This is a genomic window from Microbispora sp. CA-102843 (assembly GCF_050936215.1).
Lineage (GTDB): Bacteria > Actinomycetota > Actinomycetes > Streptosporangiales > Streptosporangiaceae > Microbispora.
This window is the reverse complement of sequence record NZ_JBNJNF010000001.1, coordinates 487784-510086: the sequence shown is the minus strand read 5'-3', so window position 1 is coordinate 510086 and position 22303 is coordinate 487784. Positions and strand designations below refer to the sequence as shown.

General features: G+C 68.7%; 23 protein-coding genes. 6 read left to right on the top strand and 17 right to left on the bottom strand.

Annotated elements, in window-relative coordinates; translation table 11 throughout:
* Positions 1-18 precede the first annotated feature (18 nt).
* The 16 genes from ACQEVJ_RS02505 to ACQEVJ_RS02430 all read right to left on the bottom strand — a co-directional run bounded on the left by ACQEVJ_RS02505 (position 19) and on the right by ACQEVJ_RS02430 (position 15992).
* A complete protein-coding gene (locus ACQEVJ_RS02505; protein WP_433096730.1) occupies positions 19-3582 on the bottom strand; it encodes a putative baseplate assembly protein in 3564 nt (1187 codons plus the stop codon).
* Between the two features lie 2 nt (positions 3583-3584).
* Positions 3585-3977 carry a GPW/gp25 family protein gene (locus ACQEVJ_RS02500; protein WP_433096728.1) on the bottom strand — a complete coding sequence of 131 codons (393 nt, stop codon included), beginning with the start codon at positions 3975-3977 and terminating at the stop codon, positions 3585-3587.
* 4 nt (positions 3978-3981) lie between these two features.
* A complete protein-coding gene (locus tag ACQEVJ_RS02495) occupies positions 3982-4371 on the bottom strand; it encodes a PAAR domain-containing protein (protein ID WP_433096726.1) in 390 nt (129 codons plus the stop codon).
* A 16-nt stretch (positions 4372-4387) separates the two neighbouring features.
* Entirely contained in the window at positions 4388-4999 is a 612-nt protein-coding gene (locus ACQEVJ_RS02490) for a phage baseplate assembly protein V (protein WP_433096724.1), read from the bottom strand.
* Positions 5000-5022: 23 nt separating this feature from the next.
* Positions 5023-6078 carry a phage late control D family protein gene (locus tag ACQEVJ_RS02485; RefSeq protein ID WP_433096722.1) on the bottom strand — a complete coding sequence of 352 codons (1056 nt, stop codon included), beginning with the start codon at positions 6076-6078 and terminating at the stop codon, positions 5023-5025.
* Positions 6075-6839: a hypothetical protein gene (locus ACQEVJ_RS02480; RefSeq protein WP_433096720.1), complete on the bottom strand. Its 765-nt coding sequence runs from the start codon at positions 6837-6839 to the stop codon at positions 6075-6077. Before ACQEVJ_RS02480 ends, ACQEVJ_RS02485 begins: the two co-directional genes overlap by 4 nt.
* Positions 6836-7909: a hypothetical protein gene (locus tag ACQEVJ_RS02475; RefSeq protein WP_433096718.1), complete on the bottom strand. Its 1074-nt coding sequence runs from the start codon at positions 7907-7909 to the stop codon at positions 6836-6838. The genes ACQEVJ_RS02480 and ACQEVJ_RS02475 overlap by 4 nt, the downstream gene beginning before the upstream one ends.
* Positions 7910-7924: 15 nt before the next feature.
* On the bottom strand, positions 7925-8473 hold the full coding sequence (locus tag ACQEVJ_RS02470) for a phage tail protein (protein WP_433096716.1): 549 nt from the start codon (positions 8471-8473) through the stop codon (positions 7925-7927).
* Positions 8470-8619, bottom strand: coding sequence for a DUF6760 family protein (locus ACQEVJ_RS02465; protein WP_433112530.1), 150 nt, complete (start codon positions 8617-8619; stop codon positions 8470-8472). Before ACQEVJ_RS02465 ends, ACQEVJ_RS02470 begins: the two co-directional genes overlap by 4 nt.
* Positions 8620-8639: 20 nt before the next feature.
* A complete protein-coding gene (locus ACQEVJ_RS02460) occupies positions 8640-9026 on the bottom strand; it encodes a hypothetical protein (RefSeq protein WP_433096714.1) in 387 nt (128 codons plus the stop codon).
* A complete protein-coding gene (locus ACQEVJ_RS02455; RefSeq protein WP_433096712.1) occupies positions 9017-9457 on the bottom strand; it encodes a phage tail protein in 441 nt (146 codons plus the stop codon). Before ACQEVJ_RS02455 ends, ACQEVJ_RS02460 begins: the two co-directional genes overlap by 10 nt.
* 22 nt (positions 9458-9479) lie before the next feature.
* Entirely contained in the window at positions 9480-10649 is a 1170-nt protein-coding gene (locus ACQEVJ_RS02450; protein ID WP_433096710.1) for a phage tail sheath family protein, read from the bottom strand.
* A gap of 6 nt (positions 10650-10655) precedes the next feature.
* Positions 10656-11876, bottom strand: a complete 1221-nt coding sequence (locus tag ACQEVJ_RS02445; protein WP_433096708.1) for a phage tail sheath family protein — start codon at positions 11874-11876, stop codon at positions 10656-10658.
* Positions 11877-11880: 4 nt separating this feature from the next.
* Positions 11881-12486: a DUF4255 domain-containing protein gene (locus ACQEVJ_RS02440; protein WP_433096706.1), complete on the bottom strand. Its 606-nt coding sequence runs from the start codon at positions 12484-12486 to the stop codon at positions 11881-11883.
* Between the two features lie 347 nt (positions 12487-12833).
* Positions 12834-14951: an ATP-binding protein gene (locus ACQEVJ_RS02435; RefSeq protein ID WP_433096704.1), complete on the bottom strand. Its 2118-nt coding sequence runs from the start codon at positions 14949-14951 to the stop codon at positions 12834-12836.
* A gap of 9 nt (positions 14952-14960) precedes the next feature.
* Positions 14961-15992 (bottom strand): AfsR/SARP family transcriptional regulator, encoded by a 1032-nt coding sequence (locus tag ACQEVJ_RS02430; protein WP_433096702.1) that lies wholly within the window; start codon positions 15990-15992, stop codon positions 14961-14963.
* Positions 15993-16304: 312 nt separating this feature from the next.
* Here ACQEVJ_RS02430 and ACQEVJ_RS02425 point away from each other — a divergent pair, with 312 nt between their 5' ends.
* Both ACQEVJ_RS02425 and ACQEVJ_RS02420 read left to right on the top strand, forming a co-directional pair.
* Positions 16305-16619 (top strand): type II toxin-antitoxin system RelE/ParE family toxin, encoded by a 315-nt coding sequence (locus ACQEVJ_RS02425; protein WP_433096700.1) that lies wholly within the window; start codon positions 16305-16307, stop codon positions 16617-16619.
* The gene (locus tag ACQEVJ_RS02420; protein WP_182887368.1) at positions 16616-16933 is read left to right on the top strand and encodes a helix-turn-helix domain-containing protein; all 318 of its coding nucleotides are present in this window, start codon (positions 16616-16618) and stop codon (positions 16931-16933) included. The genes ACQEVJ_RS02425 and ACQEVJ_RS02420 overlap by 4 nt, the downstream gene beginning before the upstream one ends.
* Positions 16934-17173: 240 nt before the next feature.
* On the opposite strand, the gene ACQEVJ_RS02415 is transcribed toward ACQEVJ_RS02420, so the two are convergent.
* Complete coding sequence (locus tag ACQEVJ_RS02415; protein WP_433096697.1) at positions 17174-17470, bottom strand: tyrosine-type recombinase/integrase; 297 nt, start codon at positions 17468-17470, stop codon at positions 17174-17176.
* A gap of 477 nt (positions 17471-17947) precedes the next feature.
* Between ACQEVJ_RS02415 and ACQEVJ_RS02410 the strand changes: the two genes are divergently transcribed.
* Genes ACQEVJ_RS02410 through ACQEVJ_RS02395 form a run of 4 tightly spaced genes read left to right on the top strand, consistent with a single transcriptional unit; the run spans position 17948 to position 22299 of the window.
* A complete protein-coding gene (locus ACQEVJ_RS02410) occupies positions 17948-18733 on the top strand; it encodes a hypothetical protein (protein WP_433096695.1) in 786 nt (261 codons plus the stop codon).
* Positions 18733-20454, top strand: a complete 1722-nt coding sequence (locus ACQEVJ_RS02405) for a peptidoglycan-binding protein (protein ID WP_433096693.1) — start codon at positions 18733-18735, stop codon at positions 20452-20454. Before ACQEVJ_RS02410 ends, ACQEVJ_RS02405 begins: the two co-directional genes overlap by 1 nt.
* Positions 20447-21121, top strand: coding sequence for an ABC transporter ATP-binding protein (locus ACQEVJ_RS02400; protein WP_433096691.1), 675 nt, complete (start codon positions 20447-20449; stop codon positions 21119-21121). Before ACQEVJ_RS02405 ends, ACQEVJ_RS02400 begins: the two co-directional genes overlap by 8 nt.
* Before the next feature lie 2 nt (positions 21122-21123).
* Positions 21124-22299: an ABC transporter permease gene (locus ACQEVJ_RS02395; protein WP_433096689.1), complete on the top strand. Its 1176-nt coding sequence runs from the start codon at positions 21124-21126 to the stop codon at positions 22297-22299.
* Positions 22300-22303 lie beyond the last annotated feature (4 nt).

Here is a 22303-nt window from a genome sequence, read left to right as displayed (position 1 = left end):
GCTCTCCTTATGGTCTGCTCACGCCAGGGCCACGGTGATCTGGTGCAGGCCGGAATAGACCAGGGCGCGGTCCAGCCAGTCCGTCAGTTCGCGTTCTCGTTCCGGCGCGTCGCCCGGCTCGGTCAGCGGCCGGGCCAGGATCCGCTGCAGCGCCAGCTTGCGTTCCGGGTCGGAGGTCTCCGGCTCGTAGGACACGCTCAGGGCGCCGACATGGTCCACGCCCGCGACCGCGGCCAGCAGCGCGGTGAGGTCCGAGCCGTGGGGCCTGTCGCCGAGCGCCCACCCCTGGCCGTCCGTTCCGCCGGTCAGCGGGTGAAGGTAGCGGTCCAGCGCCGCTCTGGCCCGGTCGGCGGCCGGGTCGGCCTCCTCCGCCGAGGTGACCACCACCGTGGCCTTCACCGTCATCGCGACCCACTCAGGTCCTGCCACCCACAGGTCGGCGGTCGGCGGACAGCGTTGCCGCAGGTACTCCTGGACCTGGCTGAGCAGGACGAGACTGGGCGTGGGACGGGCCGACTCCGGCTCGTCCGGGACGATGATCACCCCCATCCGGCCGGCGTCGACCAGGGCGTGGTCGGGGGTGGGCACGGGCGCCTGCGGATCGAGCCAGAGGCCGTTCGGGTTGAATATCGGCACGACCGCGGCCGCGGTGGCCACCTCGGCGGAGGCGGCCACGGCCAGGTCCTCGAGGTCCTGGGCCGCCACGGCGCGGTCGCGGTGGCGCAGGACCCTGGGTCCCCGGGCCTTCAACCGGTCGATCGGCTCGACGGGCGCGCCGCCCCGGCTCGGCTCGTTGTTGGTGACGCCGTCGATGTACGGCACGCTGGACTTGAGTTCGACGATGGTCGCGCTGTCCCGGTTGCCTTGCTCGCCGCCGCCGGTGCGGTAGGTCATGCGGATGTTGTTCGGCCCGGCGGGCGGGATCAGTCCGTACGAGCCGTCGCCGAACCTGATCACGCCGGACAGCGGGTCGACCGTGTAGTGCCGGTCCTGCGGGCCGGACTGGTAGAAGTCCGGCACGGCGTGCCAGCGCACCCAGATCTCATCCGGCTGCCCGGCGGCGTCCAGGGTGACGGTGACGGCGTCGGCGCCCTCGACCTCGACCAGCGCCTGCTCCTCGGCGAGCGTGGGCCGCTGCGGTTCGCGCACGGTCACCTGCTGGCCGGGCTGGACGGGGGTTTGCGCCGCGGTGAACGCCTGGCCGGCGTCACCGTTGCTGGAGCCGAGGATCTCGCCGTCCACCGTGGTGACCTGGGTTGCCCAGGTGGTGTTGAGCAACACCCGGCGCAGCCGGGGCGGGATCGGGAAGGCGCCCGCCTGCCGGCGCAGCCGCAGCCGCAGCCAGGACAGGGTCTGGCCGAAACAAGAACGCGGGGCGAGGTCCGCGGGGCCGACGAAGGTCACCAGGTCGCGGCGGCTGAGGCCCTGGGTCTTGTCCACCGCGTCCAGCGGCCGCCAGCCGGCCGGGCCGGCGTACTCCCAGGTGAGGTGCACGGCCGCGGCGGGATCAGTCCCGGCCAGTTGGTCGGCCGCCACCTGTTCGGGAAGCGGCGGTTCCACTTCGAGGAACAGCGTCACGGGTCGCTGGCTGAACGGCTGGTCGAACCCCAGGTAGAGGGCGGGCTCGGTGTCCGCCGCAGGGGTGAAAGGAGCGAACACCGGGTCCGCCCGGGCAGACCCGGCCCCGGCGGAAGCGGTGAAGTCGGCGTACCTGAAGTCGTTATAGCTCATACAGGCCGTGACGGGGGCGGGCTGCTGCGGCGCGGCCGCCGCGGTGATCGTCAGGGTCTTGACGACCGGAGGCGCGAAGGTCTCGGGCTGGTACGTGTACGTGGTGCCGGTCTGCTTGTAACTGGCGGGCCCGCCATATCCGCCGCTGACCAGCCTGGCGCGCAGCCAGTACCCCTGCCGGCCGTTGACCGTGGTGGGCCCGGCGGAATCCGGCAGGGTGAGGCTCACCTTCCCGTTGCTCGTGAACGCGTAGTTCGCGGCCGCCACGTGGTGCCACTGGCTGCCGTCCGAGACCTCCCAGATGATCTTGGGATTGCCATCGGTCCGAACCGGCGGCGGCACCTGGGTGCTCGCGCCGCCCGGCGGGTTGGTCAGCGTCACGTCGAGGGTGATGACCGCGCCCGGCTTGGCCAGCGCGTCCGGGCACGCGACGTAGAACGTGTCGTTGAACTGCGGCTGCTGGCCGAACGGGTAGAAGTCCTTGCTGAGGTCGATGCCGGTGGCGTTGCCGAACGCGGCCTCGGGCGGCACCGGGGGCGCGGGCGCGCCCGGGTGGACGGTGGCGGTGATGCTGCCGAGCCGGGGCGGCGGCCAGTCGTATCCGACCGTCAGCGCCTCGATCCGAGGTGCGGTCGTGTACTGCCCGCTGGTGACCTCGACGCGCAGCCAGCGCCCAGTGCGGTTGTAGTAGAGGCCGCGCGGCCACGACATGGGCACGTGGAAGCTGATCTCGCCGTTCTGGGTGAGGGCCCGGGTGCCGTCGCGGAAGTCGAAGTCGATGCTGCCCGTCTGCTCCGCGGTGGCGCTGGACGTCCCCAGCTCCCGCCACTTGCCATTCTCCTGATAGGACCAGGTGAGTATCAGGTCCTTCCCCCCTTGCCCCGGCTGTGAGAGGCGGACCCGTACGTTCACCTGGCCGCCTTTGGCGGCAAATGCCTCGTCCGCGCTCAGGTAGAACCGCTGGGGCTTGTCTGGGGGAAACGGGGACAGCGGGAGCGCAAGGTCCTGCGGCTTATTGGCGCCGACCGCGGCCGATTCGGGAACCAGGTCGCTCTGGCGCGGGGAAAGCGGCCGATCGAGCTGCGCCCGCAGCCAGCCGGCAGTGATCCCGTTGACCGTGGAGGAGGTCACCGCAGGCAGGTCGGGCAGCGTCACGCGCCAGGCGCCGTTCGTGACCTCGGCGTTGCTGGTGACCGGGTGCCAGGCCGCCCCGTCCCAGTACGCCCAGCTGATGGGCCAGCTCAGCCACTGCCAGGTGTCCGGCGAGGTGAGGGCGAGCACGACCTTCTTGGGGCCGGGCTGGGCCAGCAGCGGATCACATGCCAGGTAGAGCTGGTGGGGCGAGGCCTGCTCGCCGGCGAAGACGGCGAACGGCTGGTCGACCGCGCCCGTCGCCTGGGCGGACCGGTCGCTGTATTTGTCGTGCGCGGTGTCGCTCACGTAGGCGGCCTGTAGCTGGGTCCGAGTGACGACCAGCAGTTGCTCGGTCTCGAAGACCACGTCGTCCTGTTCCCCGGGCAGCGGAGGCGCCGCGGCCAGCACGCCGGCCGGGACCACCGCGTCCACCGGGCTGCCCGTCGCCAGGCGGAACGTCAGCGGCACCCGGGCGGCCCGCGGCGGCTGCGGCGCGGCGCCGATGAGGTTCAGGAACGCGAGGTAGTTCTTGTCCGGCGCGCGGTTGAGCCGCTCTATCACCAGCTCGGCGAAGCGGCCGAAGACGCCGATCAGCGCCTTGCCCGGGTCCGGCGCCCCGTCGGGCGGGGGCTTCCAGCCGCTGAGCTGCCCGGCCAGCTTCTGGGTCTGGTCGACGATGTCGGCGTAGGTCCGCGTGTCGATGTCAGGCGCCTGCACGGCTACTCCAGGAAGAACGGGTAGACCAGGTTGAAGCGGCTGTTGGTCGCGCGCACCCGGTAGTTGATCTCAATGACGAGAACGTTGGGTCGGGACGGGTCGGGGGCGGCGTAAACGTCGAGGACGTCGATGCGCGGCTCCCAGGTGGCCAGCGCCTCGCGGACCGCGCGGGTCACCGCGGTGGCCATGGCCGCGTTGTTGACGCCGAAGACCAGATCGCTCAGGCCGCAGCCGAAGTCGGGCCGCATCACGCGCTCGCCCGGCGAGGTCGACAGGATCATCCAGATGGACTGGCGGATGGAGGCATCGCCGTCCGGCGTCGGCTCGATCCGGCCGCTTTTGTCGACGCCGATGGGGAAGTTCCAGCCCAGGCCGAGGAAATCGGTGCCCGCCATCGCATCAGCCGATCAGCACGGTGCCGGTGGCGATCACGGTGCCGGTCGGCAGGTCAGCGGGATCGTTGCAGGTGAGTGCCTTGTCGCCGTTACGTGCCGCGGGCTTGCCGTTGATCATCACCGTCGGGCTGCCCACCTGGACCGTGCCCTTGTTCGACGGCGGCCGTTGGAAGCCGGTGCCTGGAGCAGTCGGTACGTGCGGCGGGGTGTTGTCCGCGGTGCTGCCCACCGTCGCGGCCGGCCGGCCCGAGATCTTGACATCAGAGCTCAGCCCGCCGCTGAGCACCCCGGTGAAGGGATGCGGCAACAACAGAACGGGCCCCGGGGGCGTCTGAACGAAGTGGTTGTCCACGGCCGTCACCTGGTCGCCCTGCTTGGCTGCTGGCTGTCCCATCGAAAGCGTCCCCGTCCTAGTTGATGTTCACCTGGCTGCCCTTGAGGGTCAGCTGGCCTGACGCGGTGACGTCGGCCTTCTGACTGGCCTCGATCTTGACCGTGGACGTGGAGGTGATCTCCACGCCATTGCCGCTCAGCTTCAGCTTCCCGCCGGACTCGATGGTCACGTCGCCCTCGGCGGTGATCGTGATGCTGTTGTCCTTGGCGCGGATGACGATCTTGTTTTTGGCGCTGCTGTCGATGATCTCGATCTTCGCGTCACCGTCGGTGTCGGAAAGGCGGATCACGTTGCCGCTGCGTGACTTGATCGTGCGCAGGTCGTTCTTGCCGTCACTGTTCGACTCCGGCGGCTTGTCCTGGCCGTTCCACAGCCCGCCCAGCACGTAGGGAGTGTCCGGGTTGCCGTGCTCGAAGGCGACCAGCACCTCGTCGTCGACTTCTGGCAGGAAATAGACGCCCCGGCCGGAGCCCGCCATCGGGGCCACCACCCGGGCCCAGTCAGTCTCGACCTGATCGCCCATCCAGGGCAGGCTCGCCTTGACCCGCCCGAGACCGTCGGGGTCCTTGTTGTTCGTCACAATGCCGATGGCCACGCCGAAGAAGCGCTCGTCGGTGCCGGACAGCATGGTCAGTGCCGAATACGCGTCCATCAGGCGGCGTTCCTTTTCACGGTGAAGGAAGTCTGGTAGCCCTGCTCGAGGGTCATCGTGTGGGTGACCGAGGTGACGTAGTAGCGGCCGCTGAACGTCCGGCCGGCCCCGGTGATGTCCACCACGGTGCCGGCGTGCAGTTGAGGCCGCCCGGAGGCGACCACATCGCCTTCCACGTACGTCAGGGACATGGCGTTGAACTGGCCCTGGGCAATGGGGCCTGCTTCGGCGAGGTCCCGGGTGGGCTGGCCGAGAATAGCCAGGCTGGAGGCTCCGAACGCCCGGCGTACGGTCGCGGAGCCTGATGGCGAGGCCGACTGCTCGGTGGCGACGACCGCCTTCTTCTCCTTGACGTTCCAGCTGCGGACGGCCACCTCGCCGGCCTGGGCCAGCGAGCTCAGGCGTGGGCTGAACTCCGTGATGTCCTGGCCGAGGGACAGTGTGGCCGCGGGCTGGGCCGCTGACTGCGGCGGCCGGAAGTACAGGACCTTGTCCCTGACGTACATCTCGTACCCGATCAGGCTCGCCCGCCGGAGCAGGAATTCCCAGTCGGACTGATTGCTCTGGATGACATAGCTGTGCGTGACCTTCGTGTCCTCGACCTGGGCGCGCAGCCCGGCCTCACGGGCGACCTGGCCGGCGATGGCGCTGTCCTTCATCTGGGCGAAAGTGCGGGTCTTGCGGCCCCGCGCCAGCCGGTGGCGGTGGTCGTAGCCGCGGACCATCAGCACGGGCGGTGACTCGGCGGTGAAGACGGGCTCGAGGCTGGTGATCTCGGCCAGCATCACCTTGTGCAGGTCGCCGACGTATCCGAGCCAGATCTCAACCTGGTTGCCCACGGCGAAGAGCGGGGAGTCCGACCAGGAGACCCGCAACAGCTTGTCGTCCCAGTTATACAGTTCCAGCGTGAACATGCTGAGGGCCTCCAGGTCCTCCTGGACCGTGACCGAGCGCAGGTCCGACTGAGCCGCCGCGGGCAAGGCCGAGCCGTTGACGCGGACGCTGAGGTCGGGCAGGCCGCCGCGCGGCACGGCGGCTCTCATTCCGGCCCTCATGGCTGCAGCTTGGGAATGGTCAGCCTCGTCCCCGGCCGCAGGTCGCGCGGGTTGACGATGCCGTTGGCGGTCGCGATGGGCCGCCACAGGGCCGGATCGCCGTACTCGTCGGCGGCCAGGCTCTGCAGCGTGTCGTGGCGCCGCACCTGGCGCGTCTTGATGACGTCGGAGGAATGCAGTTCCGTGGCGTGAGCCTGCGTGCCGACTTCGGCGAATTCGCAGGTCAGGGTGGCCCGCACCGGCGTCCCGTCGTCCAGAAACATCGTGAACCGCTGCTGCAGGGTGGTCAGCACGCCGGTGAAGATGTCGAAGACGCCCCAGCGCAGTTCGCATACCGGCGGGCGATGCAGTTCGGCGTCGACCTTGGCCAGCCGGGCGATCTGATCGGTGTACTGCCGCACGTCGGTTGCCTCGCGCCCGGAAATCAGGCCGGCCGGAAGGAACGTGGCCGCGGCGCGCGCCGCGGTCAACCCGCTCGACCGGGATTCGTAGGTGTCGAAGAACAACTCGATGGAGAACCTCTCCGCTTCCACCGAGCGGAATTCCTGCTCCACCAATGCCGTGCTCTGGCCGACCGTCTCCTGTTGCTCCCACTTCGCGGACCTGGTCAGGGTGATCTCGCTGGGATTGAACAGCGCCTCGATGGAGCCCTGCCGCTGCACGCCGCCCTGCTCGTAGTAGATGGTGAGCTTGTGCAGCTCGCCCCCGCCGCCGCCCAGGCCGAGGATCTCCGACACCATCTTGGCCTTGTTGACGCTCATCGCCTCATCCCCCTGCGCTCCCTTTCGATGGCCATCTGGTGTGTGAGCCTGCGCTGCACGGTGCTGACGATGCGGTTCAGGTCGATCTGGGGCGGTGTCGGTCGCGCCGGCTCCCGCTGGCCGGCACGGTGGCCGGAGGGCTCCACCGGCTCCACCGGCTTATCTGGCGACGTCCGGGACGGGACGCGCGCCGCGCGGGCCGGGTCCGCGGTCCGGCCCGGGGCCGGCACGGTGGGGTCGGCCGCGGGTGGCGCGGGACGCTGGGGCATGGCGGGCCGCTGCGGTACAGCCGGGCCGGGCCGCCAGGCGCCCTGCGGGGAGACCCGTTCCCGCACCACTGGCACGGGCGGACGCGCGGGTCCACTGGTACCGCCGGCCTGCTCCGGGGAGGGCCGGGGCCAGGCGAGCGTCGGGGGGGCCTTGCTGTCGCCTCCGGCGCGGACGACAGGGCGGCGGGTCTCGCCGACCGTCGCGGCCGATGGGGCCCACGGGTCCGGCCCGGTGCCCGGCGGCATCGCGGCCAGGCCGGGGACCGGCCGGGCCGGGGCGCTCAGGACCGGGCGCGGTGCGCCTGGACGGGCGGCGCCGGCGGCCGGCCGGGCTCCGGCCCGGGGCGTCAGGGTCCCGGTGGCCGTGGTTGGGGCCGGGGTGCTTGTGGCGGATGGGAGCGGGGAGACCAGCCCGGCGGGGTCGGCTGGTGCCTGGGCTGCACGCCGCGCCGGGGACGGCAGGCTGGACGGCTGGTCGTTGGGCCGCGCGGGCCTGGTGCGGACCGATGGCTGGGGGGCCGCTGGTGGCGTGGCGACCCCCGGAACGGCACCGGGGGCGGCGGTTGCCGGCCTCGCGACCACGATGGGCGGGCCGCTCGGCTCAATGTCCGTGCCGTGGCCGCGGCGCAGCAGCAGTTCGGCCAGCGGCGGTTCGCCCGCCATGCGCCGGTGTCGGGCGAGCAGGGCCCGGACCTGGCCGTGCCGGACGCAGCCGGGTTGTTCTACCCGCCGCCAGAGCCGGGTGAGCAGGGCACCGTCAGGGGACGGGGCTTGATCCTCCGCCGGCGTCGGTTGTGCCATCGGCTTCTCCACTCCTTACCGCCCGGTCATCCCCGCGATGCCGGTCGCCTGAGCGCCCGCCTGGCCCAGCAGGGGCTTGGTCAGCCCTTGATGGGCGAGTTCCAGCGACTCGACCCCCACCGCGTCGCTGGAAGCGTTGAAGGTGGGACCGGACCAGCGCACGGGCAGGGCGTTGCGGAAGTTCCACCACATCACCGGGACCTGCCTGGGGTCGAGCAGCATGATCGTGCCGTTCTTACGCTGGATCGAGCCCTGGGTCGTGTCGTGGTACCAGTTCCACAGAGTGCTCATCGACGTCAGGCCGTGGCTGAGCACCAGGTTGGAGTGGCTGGTGCGGCTGGGGAGCTTATGGACGAAGCCGTTGACCCCGCCTTCGCGGTACTCCTCGACCTCGACCTGGCTTTCCAGGCCGCTTACCTCGGTGAACCCGCCGACGAGCAGTCCCTCGATCTCCACGGCGAAGTTGAAGGTCTGATACGGCTGCAGCGGTTGCGCGCCCGGCACCCAGTTTCCGACCACCGACGGCAGCCAGCTCAGCCCCAGCGGGACACCCGTCGACGTCATCGCCACATACCTCCCGTTTCGCTGCGTCGTTCGTTGATCCGGGCCGCCTCCGCCACCCACCGCTGGCGCTCCTGGTGGTCAAGCCGCATGACCTCCTGGTAGGACCAGTGGAAGTGAAAAGCCAAGTACGCTACCTCCTCGTGCAGCCGGTCGGAGGGGTAGCGCGCTATTCCCCCAAGCCGGCCACCTCCACGTCGAACTCGCCGTCGCAGTGCGGGCAGGCCACCTGGAGCCTGGTGTGCCCGTTCTGGTTGACGCGCAGGTAGAAGTCCTGAAGGTAGGCCAGGTCGGCGGCGTACAGGTTCTCGATCGCCCTGGTGTTGATGTGATCGACGGTGCCGAGCCTGGTGATCACGCGGGCCAGCAAGATGATCACCAGGTAGCCCGGGTTGGCGCGTACCCGCGGATCCTTGAGCGGCTCGACCTCGTCGAACGCCGTGGCCAGGCGCATCGCGCCGTCCCGGTGCACGGTGCCGTCAGGGTCGGCCAGGCCGAGGGGCAGGGTGAAAGAGAACTCGGTCTGATGCGCGGCCGGCGTGACGGTCAGCTCCACTTATCGACCTCGACCCGCTCGCAGGCCAGGACGAGCTGTTCGATGGCCAGGTCGTCGGTGGTCGCGTTGAGGCTCGGCCCGGTCCACTGACGCGGCCAGCAGTCGAACAGGTTCCAGGTGATCTTGGCGTTGCCGTTGTCGTCCAGGAGCGTGATCGAGATGTCGTGTCGCTCGACGTTGCCCTTCATCGCCTTCTCGCGCCAGTCCCACAGCTTTCTGTCGGACGTGATGCCGCGGCTGAGCGTGATGTCGGAGTGGGTGACGAGTCCCGGCAGCTTGCGGACGCTCAGGTTCTTGTCCGTGCCTTCCCGGTATTCCCCCGCGTTCTGGCTGTTCTCCAGCCCAGAGCACTCGCGGAAGCCGGCCCGGGTGATGCCGTCCAGTTCGACAGAGAAGTTGTAGCCGCTATAGGGATCGAGTCGGCTGGCCATGGTCGGACCTCCTGATGCGGTCTTATGCGGTTGCTGAAGCTGACTGGATGCTGACGCCGCTGGTGCCGTGGATGATGCGGACGACGATGAACTCGGCCGGCGCGGCCAGGGCCACGCCGACGTTGGTCACCACCATCCCCGCCTCGATCACGTCAGGCGGGTTGGTCTCGCTGTCGCACTTGACGAAGAAGGCTTCCTCCGGGGTGTGGCCCCTGAGCGCGCCGTGCCGGAACAGGCCGTCCAGGTAGGCGGTCAGTTCGCGCATGATGCGCACCCACAGCCTGACGCCGTTGGGCTCATAGGTCAGCTCGGTAAGGAACCGCTCCAGCCAGCGGCCAATGGTCAGGAAGACCCGCCGGGCGCCGATGGACTGCCAGCCGGGCTCGCCGCTCAACGTGCGCGCCCCCCAGACCCGGATGCCTCGGCCGGGTATCACGCGAAGACAGTTCACCCCTTTGGCGTAGAGTCGGCCGATCACGTCGTCGGTCAGGGTGGCCCGCAGGTCCAGCACCCCGTCGACGGCCTCGTTGGCCGGGGCCTTGTGCACGCCGACCTGCTGGTCGCTGCGGGCGTAGATCCCTGCCACGTGTCCGCAGGGCGGCAGGTAGAGCGGGGTCCCGTCCTGACCGGGAGCCCACAGCCAGGGGTGGTAGAGCGCGCCGTCCCGGCTGTCCAGCGCGGCACGTTGCCTTTCGACGGTGCCCGTGTCGGACGTCAGCACCGCGTCGAGGATGGCGAACCGGCCGCCGGTGCGCCGGCAGTCGGCGAGCACCTCGGCCTGCAGGGCGGTAACGGCCTCGACGTCCGGCGTGCCGGTCAGGCCGGCCGGGGCCATGATGTCCGGGGCGCAGACCAGGTCCACGGCGTCGACATCATGCAGCGCCGTCAGGCCACCGCGAAGGGCGGTCAGTGGGGTGGCCTTCTTGTCGAGGGGGACCACGTAGCACAGCAGGCCGCCGTTCTCGAAGAAACCGCGCACGGCGTGGCCCAGGAAGCCGTCATTCCGCGGGGCGCCGAACCGCGTCCTGAACTGCGGCCACAGCGTCAGTGGGTACGGCGCGCCGGGCTTTCCGTCGCCGGTGTAGCCGAGGAAGGCGGGCACCCCGGTGAGCAAGCTCGGCGCGGGTGGCGGGAAGACGTCCTGCGGGTAGACCCCGGGCGCCTGGTAACCGGTGATCGGCGGCACAGCCATGGTCGGCTACTGCCCCGGTCCGGCCCACTGGCTCAGCCGGAAGATGACGAACTCGGCAGGTCGCGCCACGGCCACGCCGATCTCGGTTACCACCTCGCCACGCGCGCGCACGTCCGGCGGATTGGTGGTCTCGTCGCAGCGGACGTAGAACGCCTGCTCCGGAGTCGCGCCCACGAGCGCGCCGGCGGCCCACTGGCCGTTGAGGAACGCGGTCACGTTGCGGCGGATCTTCGACCAGAGGTCCGGCGCGTTCGGCTCAAACACCGCCCACTGCGTCCCCTCGTCGATGGACTCGCGGAGGAAGTTGACCAGCCGCCGCACGTTGACGTAGGCCCACTCGGGATCGCCCGCCGGGTCCGAGGCCAGCGTGCGCGCGCCATATACCTTGATCGTGCCGTTGAACGACCTGATGCAGTTCACGCCGGCCAGGTTCAGCGGGCCCTGGGCGATCTTGCTGACCTGGTACTTCACGTCGAGCGCGCCCAGGATGGCCTCGTTGGCGGGCGCCTTGTGCACCCCGCGCTCGGAGTCGCTGCGGGCGTAGATGCCGGCCACGTGGCCGCTCGGCGGCACCGCAATCCGGCTGCCGGGCTGGCCCAGCGGATCTGCGACCAGGATCCAGGGGAAGTAGAACGCGCCGTAGCCCTTCGGGTTGGCGGCCGGCCGCCAGATACCGGTCGCGTCCGTCGTGATGTTCAGGTTGTTGTTCGCGATGTCGCTGCTGCTGTCCAGGATGGCGAACCGATCTTCGAGCTTCTGGCAGTGCGTGATCAGGGCTTGCTGCGCCGTGTTCAGCTCCTTGGCCGGCACATCGGGCGGCAGTGGCGCGGCGACGATGGCGACTTCGTCGATGCCCTCGAGCTTCGCCAGCGCCTGGGTCAGGTCGCCGGCCTTGTCGATCCTGATCACCCAGCAGCGGGTGCCCCCGTTGTTGAAGAATCCGAAGACGGCCTGAGCAAGGTACTGGTTGGCTGCCTGGATGTCCCCGAAGCCCTGGGTGAACTCCGTCCAGCCGTTGACCGCCTTCGGGGTGAGCTTCGCCGCCTGGGTGTAGGCCTGGCCGGACGCGTTGGCCGGCATGCCGGCCTTGTTCTTGGGATCCCAGGCCTCGGTGATGTCGGCCGAGATGCCGATGAACGCGGCTGTGCTCGTTCCGGCCCCGGCGATGGGTTTGATCGCCGAAGGTACTTCCTCCACGTAGACGCCTGGCCACGCGTATCTCGCCATCTGTTCACTCCTGACTGGTTACGGCCGGGCTTGTTCCCTGAGTAATCCTGGTCACCGTCTTGGTCACCGCCGGGCCGGCCGCGACGGGCTCGGAGACGTTGACGCTGATCGTGACCGCGTAGTTCAGCGTGGCCTTGGGCTTGCCGCCCATGGCCTGCCAGAGTTCGCCCAGGCTCTGCAGGTGGCCCTCGGCGGTGACCCTGGCGGGTGGCGGGACCTGCTGCCCCGAGAGCTCACCTCTGAGATAGCTCTCCGGAATCGTGCGGTGGCGAAGCAGCACCTTCAATGCCTCGCCCAGCAAGCGGTGCTCGTCCTGGGAGGGGTCCGGAGCGCTTGGGCTGGGCCAGGCGGTGATCAGGTAGGAGCAGGTGACGCGGACCGACGGCGGTGTCCGCTGGAACGTTCCGTCGGACTGCTTGTCCAGCTCCCACTGGGCCGAGCGCAGGCCCTTGTCCTCTCGTACGTCATAGAGGAAGAAGGAGATCGCGGGCAGGCGGACGCCGGACGGCGGGAACTGGTCATCAGGCGCCGCGAAGCTGACGGCGACGTTCTGCACGGTGAGTTCGTCCCGCAAGACCGCCGCCAGCGTCGCGTCGAGGTCGTGGAGCATGACATCTGTGATAACAGGCCGGCGTTCACGCGGCATCTGCCGGCGCGTCAGCGGGCGCGTCTTAACCAAGCGCTGAATGAACCCGCCGTACGGATAGAAGCCGTCGATGTACGTGATGACTGCTCGTCTAGCCCGCGGCCGTGGGGAGATACCGGCTCAGTCTTCAACTTCCCGAATCGGCCACATCGCGGGCGGCCTGCGGGCGTGTGTGTTCCCTCGATCAGGACATACCGACGACCTCGGTGCACAACTCGGGGGACGTACTGCCCGGGTTCTTCGACAGTTACCCTGCCTTCCGGACTGACTCGTACCCTACTTGGGTCCCTATCCGGAATTCGTCGGGCGGCTCAGTGGTCGCCGAGTTCCCCGGCGGTCAGCACTTTCCCCATCTTCTGATACTCCCGGCGAGTCGCATGCAACAGGTGCGCCATCGTGACCATGCCACCGTCCGCGGCGGCGAGGAATGCGCCGGCCAGCGCGATGTTGCGGATGCTGCCACCGGCCACCTCAACCCGCCGGGCCAGGAAGTCCAAATCAAGGTCGAGGTCGCGCGGCATGGCCGCGGGCCAGATCTGCTCCCAGATGCGCCGCCGATCGGCCACGCCGGGCACCGGGAACTCCACGGTGACGTGCAGCCTGCGCACGAACGCCTCGTCCATGTTCTTGAGCAGGTTGGTGGCCAGCACGACCATGCCGTCGTATTCCTCCATCTTCTGCAGCAGGTAGCTGGTCTCGACGTTGGCGTACCTGTCGTGAGCGTCACGTACCTGGGTGCGCTTGCCGAACAGCGCGTCCGCCTCATCGAAGAACAAGATGGCGTTGCTGGTCGTGGCCTCGGCGAAGATACGGGCCAGGTTCTTTTCCGTCTCGCCGATGTACTTGCTGACCACGGCGGAAAGGTCGATCTTGTACAAGCTCAGGCCAAGGCTATGGGCCAGAACGTCGGCAGCCATGGTCTTGCCGGTGCCTGGCGAGCCGGCGAACAGGACGTTGAGCCCCTTGCCCATCGCCAGCTTGCCGTCGAAGCCCCACGTGTCGTAAACGAGGTTGCGGTGGCGGACCTGGTCATAGATCTCCCGGAGCTGCGCCATCTGGTCGTCGGGCAGCACGATGTCGTGCCAGGTGTAGTGAGGCGTGATCTGAACGGCCAGTTCCGCGAGCCTGCGGTTGGAGTGCAGGCGGCAGGCGGCGTGCAGGTCGGCCAGGGTGACCTGCGTCGCCGCCGGGTCGCGGGCGAGAGCCAGGTTGCGGGCGGTCACCGCGGCGTCGTGGATCTGGCCGCCGCTGAGGCGGAACATGCCAGCCAGGTCGGCCAGGTCAGACGGCGGCACGCAGGCGTCGGCCAGCGCCGCTTGCCACAGGCGCAGGCGCTCGCCTGGACCGGGCAACGGGAACGGGATCCGCAGGAACGTGAGCCCCCGCAGGTCGCCCGCCGGTTCCCAGGTGGCCGACCCGGACAGGAACGCCGGGCCAGGAACTGCCTCAAGCAACCAGAACAGAGCCGCCAGCCGCGTGTCGTTCTCCTTGGCCGACTCGAAGTCCTCCCAGTACAGCAGCGCTTCTTGCAGCCTGGCCTCGCGGCCGATCAGGTGCACCAGCTCGGTGAACTCGTCGGCGTCGCCGGCGGCCAACCGCCTGCCCGCCACGACCAGCAGCGGCCGGTCGAAGGCCGCGGCAGCCGCGGTTCGCCTACCCGCACCATAGGCCCCCTGGAGATACAGCACGCAGTTCTCGGGTGGCTGTCCGGCGAGCCGGGACAGGGCATCGGGGACCGCCGGTTCCCCCGGACCGACTGCCGGGTGGACCAGCCTCGTATACACCCGCAGCCGGTCATCGACGGAATCATCCCCGAGCAGGTAGCCGGCCACCCGCGGCTCAAGCCGTAAGCTGCTGCCCAGCAGGGGGCCAGGCTCGTCGTGCAGGTCCACCAAGCGGGACGCACGCAGCGGGCCCGCTTGGGTAAGGCGCGTCCGTGCGGCCACTTTGCCGGCCAGGTCGGGACAGAAAAGGTTGAGGGCCAGCTCGACCGTCGGCCGACGGCGGGTGACGTCGTCGTGCAGGTAGGCGTAGAGGCGTTCGTAGCCCCGGTCGAGTTCCGGCGCCAGGCAGAGCAGGATGACATCGAGATCGAACTCGGTCAGGCCGAACATCCGGCCCAGCTTGACCAGCCGCAGCGGTATGCCCTGTGCCAGGCTTTCCGCCGCGTGCCTGCCAACCTCGGCCGCAAGCTGGTCGAGCTTGGCCTGGGCGGCTTCCCGCTGCTCAGGCGGGAGCGGGAAGCTGGCCCAGACCGGTGCCCCAAGGGCCTTGTCAAAGAACTCGTCCGCCTCGGCCTCGGGAATGTAGAACGCAGCCAGGTCCCCCGCCTCGCCGCGCGCCTGGCGGGCGCGCCACACCTGGATGCGGAGCAGCAGGTCCAGGCGTTCTAACTCAGCCAGGATGTGCTGAAGCGACGTGGAGTACATCGTTCCAACTCAGCCAGGATGTGCCGGAGTGATGCGGCGTGCATCGAGTCGGCATCCGGCTGATCGCATCAGCTGTTGTTGAACCTGGCGCTCGAGGTCGGTCAGGCTAGCCTGGATACGGTCGAGGCTCGTCTGCAGCCCGAGAAGCAGATCGCCGCCTGGGTACGTGGCGTCCGTGGCCTGGCGAGGCGGATCCGCCAGGCGGTCACCGCGGAGAAGGTGGTAGAGGGAGACCGTTTCATGCGAGGGCTCGAGATCGAAATACTTCGCCATAGCCGCGGCGCAGCGCTCGTACTGACGCAGCGCAGTGGTGCGGTCACCCGCCTGGTAATACATCCGCATCAGATACCGGTGAGTGCATTCCCGCGCCGGATCATAGCGCAGAACGCGCTGACCGTACGCAATTCCTTTCGCGTAGCTCCGCTTGGCTTCGTAATGTGACATCAGCTGCTCGAGCATTGCCAGCCAGATTAGTTGAAGTCGGTTGCGTTCAAGTATGCACCAATCCTGATACCACACCTCGATCAAATCGCCGCCGTAAAGGACGACGGCTGCCTCAAGAGCCTGCGCCTGGCTATCGGTGAGTTCCTCGCCTGGAATATCACGATGAAGGTTATACGTCTGCTCAAACGTCGCCACATCGAGCCAGTAGGACGCTTTCGGATTCACCCGAATCCAGCCAGGATTCACTATGAGCAGCCCTTCGGATCCCTCCCGTGCCGGGCCGACCTGGCTAGACAGCGTCGAACCGAGTCGCCAGATGGCCTGGCGGAGGTATTTCCTTGAAAGGGATTCTGGCGCCTCTGGCCAGAATACGGCCGCTAGGGCCTCGCGCGTATGGCTGCGTTCCCTGTGGAGCAGCAGGTAGCAAAGAAGCTCCAGCGCTTTGGACAAAATGCCTGGCAGTGGTTGCCCGTCTCGCTGAACAGAAATCTGGCCGAACAGCCGGATAGTAAGCCCGGCCATCAGAAAGCCACCCCATGTTGGTAAATAGCGTTCCTCACTCTTCTCCCCTATAGCGCCAAGCACGCCAGTGCCCACGCCAAAGCTAAGCGAGCAACTTGCGACAGTCAAGACGCCGTCGGAAGCGATAGTGCCTGACATAAACCAGTGACGCGCAGTGTCTTCATGGCAAATAAGACCCGCAGCCTTCGTCTTTCGCGGCGAATGCGGGCGAGCTTGATCGTTTACATGAGGAGGTGTGTTTGAACTGGGGTGATCGGACTTGTCTAAGGCCTCGTCCGCCTAGCAGACCGCCGGCCCAGGGCGATTTCAAAGTCGGGCGGCGACCGCCGAGTGTGACGCTATGTGATCAATGGAATGGCGCGTAGGGGGTTGCGGCCGATCGCCTGTATGGTCTGCTTGATCTTTGTGACGGCGTGGATGCTGAACAAGCCGAGGGTCGACGCGCTCGCCGAAGGTGGTCCCGGGCTGGGGCGGCCGCTGGTCGATACGATCAGCGGATCATCGATTCAGAACCTTAAGGAACTCCGGCCCGGCACGGTACGCATCCTGTTCGCCTTTGACCCGTGGCGCTCCAGCACCCTGCTGGTCGCCGGTGACAAGGCCGGGCGGTGGAAAAGCTGGTACGAGGAGGCCATTCCGCTGGCCGAGCACCGGTTTGAGGTCTATCTGAAGGAGCGCGCTCAGCAAGAGGAGAGCAGATGAGCGGGTACGTTCGCTGGAAGGATATCCGGGCGGAGCATGTCGAGCGGGCCGGCGGGGAGGAAGCGGTCGAAGCCGGTAAGCGGGAGCTTCTGGCCGAGGTCCAGGGGCATCGGCTGGCGGAGATCCGCCGCAGCCGTGGCCTGACTCAGCAGCAGGTGGCCGAGCGCATGGGGGTCACCAAGGGGCGCATCTCTCAGATCGAGCAGGGCAAGATCTCCGGCCAGGACATCCTGGCCCGCTACGCGGCCGCTCTCGGAGGCCGACTCCACCAGTCGATCTACTTCGATGACGGTGATATCGCCGCGATCGCCTGACCAACTCGAGCAGAACGACATGCTGGGCGCGGTAGCCGACTTCGGCGGCCACCCCGCGTGGGGTGCGTGAGCAACCCGGCGATGGTCAAGCGATCCCTGTTTGCTCGCTGGTTGCTCGCCTGTCCCCGGCACAGCACGGCACTCGGTGTCATCACCCGGCAGAGCGGCAGGGGAGAATGGCGGACGAAACGGCGTGAAACGACACGGTGCGACACCGGGCGGCACTGATCCATGGCGCTTTTACTGGAGTGCCTGCCGGACGCGGAGCACGCCGTTGTCCAGGTCGACGTCATCCCAGCGGAGCCCGAGCGCCTCACCGCGCCGGAGGCCGACGCCCAGAGCCACCGCCCACACCGCGTAGAACCGGCCCTTGCGCGCCTGCCGGAGGAACTGCTTGGCCTCGTCGAGGGTGAGCGCCTGGATCTCCGGCCGCTCGACCGTGCCCAGTTGGACATTCTTCGCGACGTTGCGCAGCACCAGATCTTCGCGGACCGCCTGAGCGAGCGCGGCCCGGAGCAGGGCGTGAAGGTACCGCACCGTCCGGGGAGACGGCACCTTGTTGCAGCACTTCCCGACAGCGCAGCACCGCTGCTGCTTTCCCGGGTCCTTGTGCCGCTTCGGCCGTTTGGCGTCGTGCCCCTGCAGGCAACACTGGCACGTCCTGGACACCTTCACGAGCCACGTCCGGATGTCCTGGGCCGTGAGCGCCGAGGCTGAGCGTGGTCGTCTCCACGGGGACGCCCTTGCGCGCGTCGGCGAGAGCTTCGGTGAGTCGTCCGTGCACCCCGAGGCCTCGCCCGTTGCCGTGCGATCGGCCCCGCTTTCGATCCGTGTCGGCGGCGTATTGATCTTCTTCTTGAAGATCGCAGCAATAGGTGCTGATACCTGGCGGATACACGGCTGAGCGCGGATGGATACCCGGCCAACACCGAGTGGAGGAAAACGGCCGCCAAGGTGGCCACGGCGCCACGAGGGTCGGCGCGATTCCCCCATGTCACGGTGAAGGAGTACTCCATGCGTGTACTGATGTGCGGTCTGCTCGGCCTTGCGGTGTTGACCGGGTGCGGGGCGAACGCCGTCCCCGTGGCCAGTGGCGGGAATGCCTCGATGGACAAGGCCCGCGAGCGGGAGAACGTCATCGCCACCTGCATGAAGCAGAAGGGTTTCGCCTACACCCCCTCGGTCAGCCGGCCCAAGCAGTCCGATGCGAATCCCGCTGACTACGCGGCTATGAAGGCGGACCGCAGCAAGAACGGCTTCGGCGTCTTTTCCGCCGTCGTCTATCCGAAGCCGCCGGAAACGCAGGCGCCGGACCCCAACCAGGCGACGATCGACAGCCTCTCCGGCGCCAAACGGGACGCCTACCTCAAGACTTTGAACGAGTGCCGGGTCACCGCCCTCCAGCAGGTGAACGGCCTGAAAGTCACCTCGGTCGCCGACTATCAGGACCAGATGAGCACTGAGATCGAGAACATCGACAAGGAGCTCGACGGCGACCCCAAGCTCCTGGAGCTCGCCGCGGCCTTCGCCGAGTGCCTGAAGTCCAAAGGCGAGCGGGTGACCTCCGCGAAGCCGCTCGCGCTGAGCGTCCGCGGCATGGATGTGTGGGGCAAGCAGGCCGACCAACTCGGCAAGGCGGGCACCGTCACGGCGGAGGCGGCCAGGCCGTACCTCGCCAAGGAGATTACGTCGGCGCTGGTCGACCTGGAGTGCGGCAAGGACTTCTACGCCGCCTTCATCCCCCTGCAAAAGCGGCTCACCAACGAGGCCCGGGTGAAGTACGGGTTCCAAGAGCAGTGATGCGTACCCCTCGCGGCAAGCTGCTGCTCGTGCTGGCCGTGGTCTTGGTGATCGCCGGGACCGGCTGGGGAGTGGGCACCCTGCTGCGCTCCCCGGCCGACGAGGCGGCGGCGCGCAAGCCGCCCAAACCGTCGCTGGTCACCGTCGCGGTCGAGCGGCGCAAGCTGGTCGCCACGGTCGTGGTCAGCGGCACGCTGGAGTACGGCTCGCCGTATCCGGTGTCCCTGGCCGGGGTGGTGGGCGGCAGCGAAACCGCTCAGCGCGCTACCCGCGCTCCCCGGCGCGGCACCCTGGCGGAGGGCGCGGTGCTGATGGAGGTGAACGGGCGCCCGGTGTTCGTCTTCTCCGGCACGGTGCCGATGCACCGCAGCATTGTCTCCGGCGCCAAGGGGGCCGATGTCCAGCAGTTGCAGAAGGCGCTGCGCAGGCTCGGCTACCGCGCGCCCGCGACCGGCGTGTTCGACCAGGCGACCATCGCCGCGGTGTCGCGCTTCTACGCCAATCGGGGGTATGAGGCGCAGCAACCCACCTTGGAACTGCGGCAGAGGCGCGACGACCTGCGCCGGGCCGTACGGGCCGCGCAGGAAGTGCTCGCGACCGCGCGTGAGGCGCTTGATCAGGGCAAGGGTGTGCTCCCGCTGAAAGTCAGGCTCGCCAACGCCCGGCAGGATCTGAGGGAGGCCGAACAAGCGCTGAAGAGCGCGCGGGCACAGGACCACACCACCGAGGACGAGGCCAAGGTCGAGGCCGCCGAGAGCGCAGTACGGGCGGCCGAGGAGAACCTGCTGGCGGCCCAGCAGGAACTCGCCCAGGCCACCGCGAGGCCCACCCCCGCGCCCACCCTCGACCCCAGCCCCGCCACAGGGCCCACTGCGGGTGCCACGGCCGGGCCGCCTACCGACACCCGCCTGCTCGAACTCAGGGTCATCAACGCCAGAGCCGATCTGGCCGCCGCCAGGTCGGCGCTGGAGCGCGTACTGGAAGAGGCCGAGACCGCGCGGGCCAAGCGGCTGACTGAGCTGACGAAGAACGTCCGGGTGGCTCGCGAGGCCGTCGTCACCGCCGAGCAGGCGCTCAGGCAGGCCAGGCAGCTCTCGCCCGTCAAGCTGAGGGTGGCCAACGCCCAGAGTGACCTGGCCGCGGCACGGGCGCTGCTGGCCGAGTTCTCCCGGACCTACGGCACCACCGTCCCGCCGGGAGAGGTCGTCTTCCTGCCCAAACTACCCGCCCGACTGCACAGGTCGACCGTCAAGGCAGGCGAGTTGGTGGACAAGTCGATCGCCACGGTAACCAGCTCCACCTTCGTGGTCTCAGGCTCGGTGGACGTGGCTGAGGCCGAGCGGATGAAGACGGGTCTGAACGCGAGCATCGAGACCGAGGCCGGCAAGATCGTCCCCGGCACGGTGACCTCCCTCGGCGGGCGCGACACGAAGGGCGCCACGCCGGTGACGATCACTCCTGCCTCGATGAAGGGCCTCAAGAAGCTTGCCGGCGCGCCCGTCACGGTTCGCGTCACCATCGGTGCCACCGACCAGGAGGTGCTCGTGGTCCCCGCCGCGGCGGTCGTCACCGCCGCGGATGGCAGGGCCCGGGTGCAGGTGGAGACCGCGCCCGACCAGACCAAGGAGGTCGAGGTACGCACCGGCCTGTCCGCCGACGGAGCCGTGGAGGTGACCGGCGACCTCAAGCCGGGCGACATGGTGGTGATCAACAGTGCCTGAGCCGGTCATCCTGCTCGACGACCTGACCAAGGAGTTCCCCACCGATCCCCCCGTCAGAGCACTCTCCGCCATCAACCTGAGAGTCGAGAGATCGGACTATGTCGCCATAGTCGGCCCCTCAGGATCCGGCAAGTCCACCCTGCTCAACATGCTCGGCCTGCTCGACCGGCCGACCAGCGGCAGCTACCGGCTCGACGGCATCGAGACCACCATGCTGAAGGACAGCGCGCGGACCACGGTGCGCGGCAGCCGTATCGGCTTCGTCTTCCAGTCCTTTCATCTGCTGCCCCACCGCAGCGTGCTGGAGAACGTGATGCTGGCCGAGGTCTACGGCAGGGGGTCGCGCAAGGGGCGGCGCGAGCGCGCGCTGCGGGCTCTGGAGCGGGTACGGCTGTCACACCGGGTGGAGTTCCTGCCCGGCAGGATGTCCGGCGGCGAGCGGCAGCGCGCCGCCATCGCCCGCGCCCTGATGGGCGAGCCCGCGCTGCTGCTGTGCGACGAGCCCACCGGCAACCTCGACAGCAAGAACACCCATGCCGTGCTCGACCTGTTCGACGAACTGCGCGCCCAGGGCATGACCATCGTGGTCATCACCCACGAGAACGAGGTGAGCGAGCGCGCCGCGCGCCGGGTGCGCATCACCGACGGCACCTTGGCGGAGGAGTAGATGTGCACCCACGCGACCTGCTGAACGAGGCCATGGCGGGCCTGCTGGCCCGCCCGGTGCGCTCGGTGCTGACCACGCTGGGTACCGTGCTGGGCATCACCACCCTCGTGGTCACCCTGGGCGTCGCCGCGACGGCGGGCAACCAGATCGTCGGCCGTTTCGACGAGCTGACCGCCACCTCTGTCACGGTCGAAGTCCCGGAGAACCCGTTCCCTTTGGTCGATTGGGCCGACGTCGAGCGGGTGACCCGACTGCGCGGGGTAATCTCCGCCGCCGCCCTCGCCGAGTCGAACCAGAGCGCCAACCTCAGCGTCCGCTCCAACGACATGGTGGACCCCACCCGGATCACCGACCAGACTCTCACGGTGATCGCCAGCAGCCCAGGCCTGCCCGCCGCGGTCAAAGGGAGGATGGTCCAGGGCCGCTACTTCGACGCCGGGCACATCGCCCGTGGGGACAAGGTCGTCGTGCTGGGCCAGCACGCGGCCAAGATGCTGGGCATCTCCCGGCTGGAACGGGCTCCGGCCGTCTTCATCGGCACCCAGGCGTACACCGTCATCGGCGTGCTCGGCGACCTGAAACGCGAAAAGAGCCTTGCGAGCGCCGTCATGCTGCCACCGGCCGTCGGCAAGCGCTACGGCCTGAGCACGGTGACCCGGGTCCTGGTCAACACCGGCCTCGGCGCCGCCGAACTGATCGCCAGGCAGGCGCCGACCGCACTCAGCCCCGGCAACGAGGCCCTCCTTCAGGTCATCTCGCCGCCCAGCCCCACCAGAGCGCGCGATGCGGTGGAAGGCGACGTCAACGCCCTCTTCCTGATCCTCGGGCTGGTCTCCCTGGTCGTCGGCGCGGTCGGCATCGCCAATGTCACCCTGGTGACCGTGATGGAGCGCATCGCCGAGATCGGCTTGCGCCGCGCCCTGGGCGCCGCCCGCCGCCACGTCGCCGCGCAGTTCCTGCTGGAGTCCACCCTCACCGGGCTGACCGGCGGCATCGTCGGCGCTTCCGTGGGGATCGTCGTGGTCGTCGCGGTCTGCGCCGCCAAGCAGTGGACTCCGGTCCTGGAGGTACGGCTGGCCGTCATGGCACCGGCTGCCGGTGCCGTCGTCGGGCTGCTCGCCGGCCTGTACCCGGCCCTGCGTGCCGCTCGCATGGAACCGGTCAACGCACTTCGGTAGATAT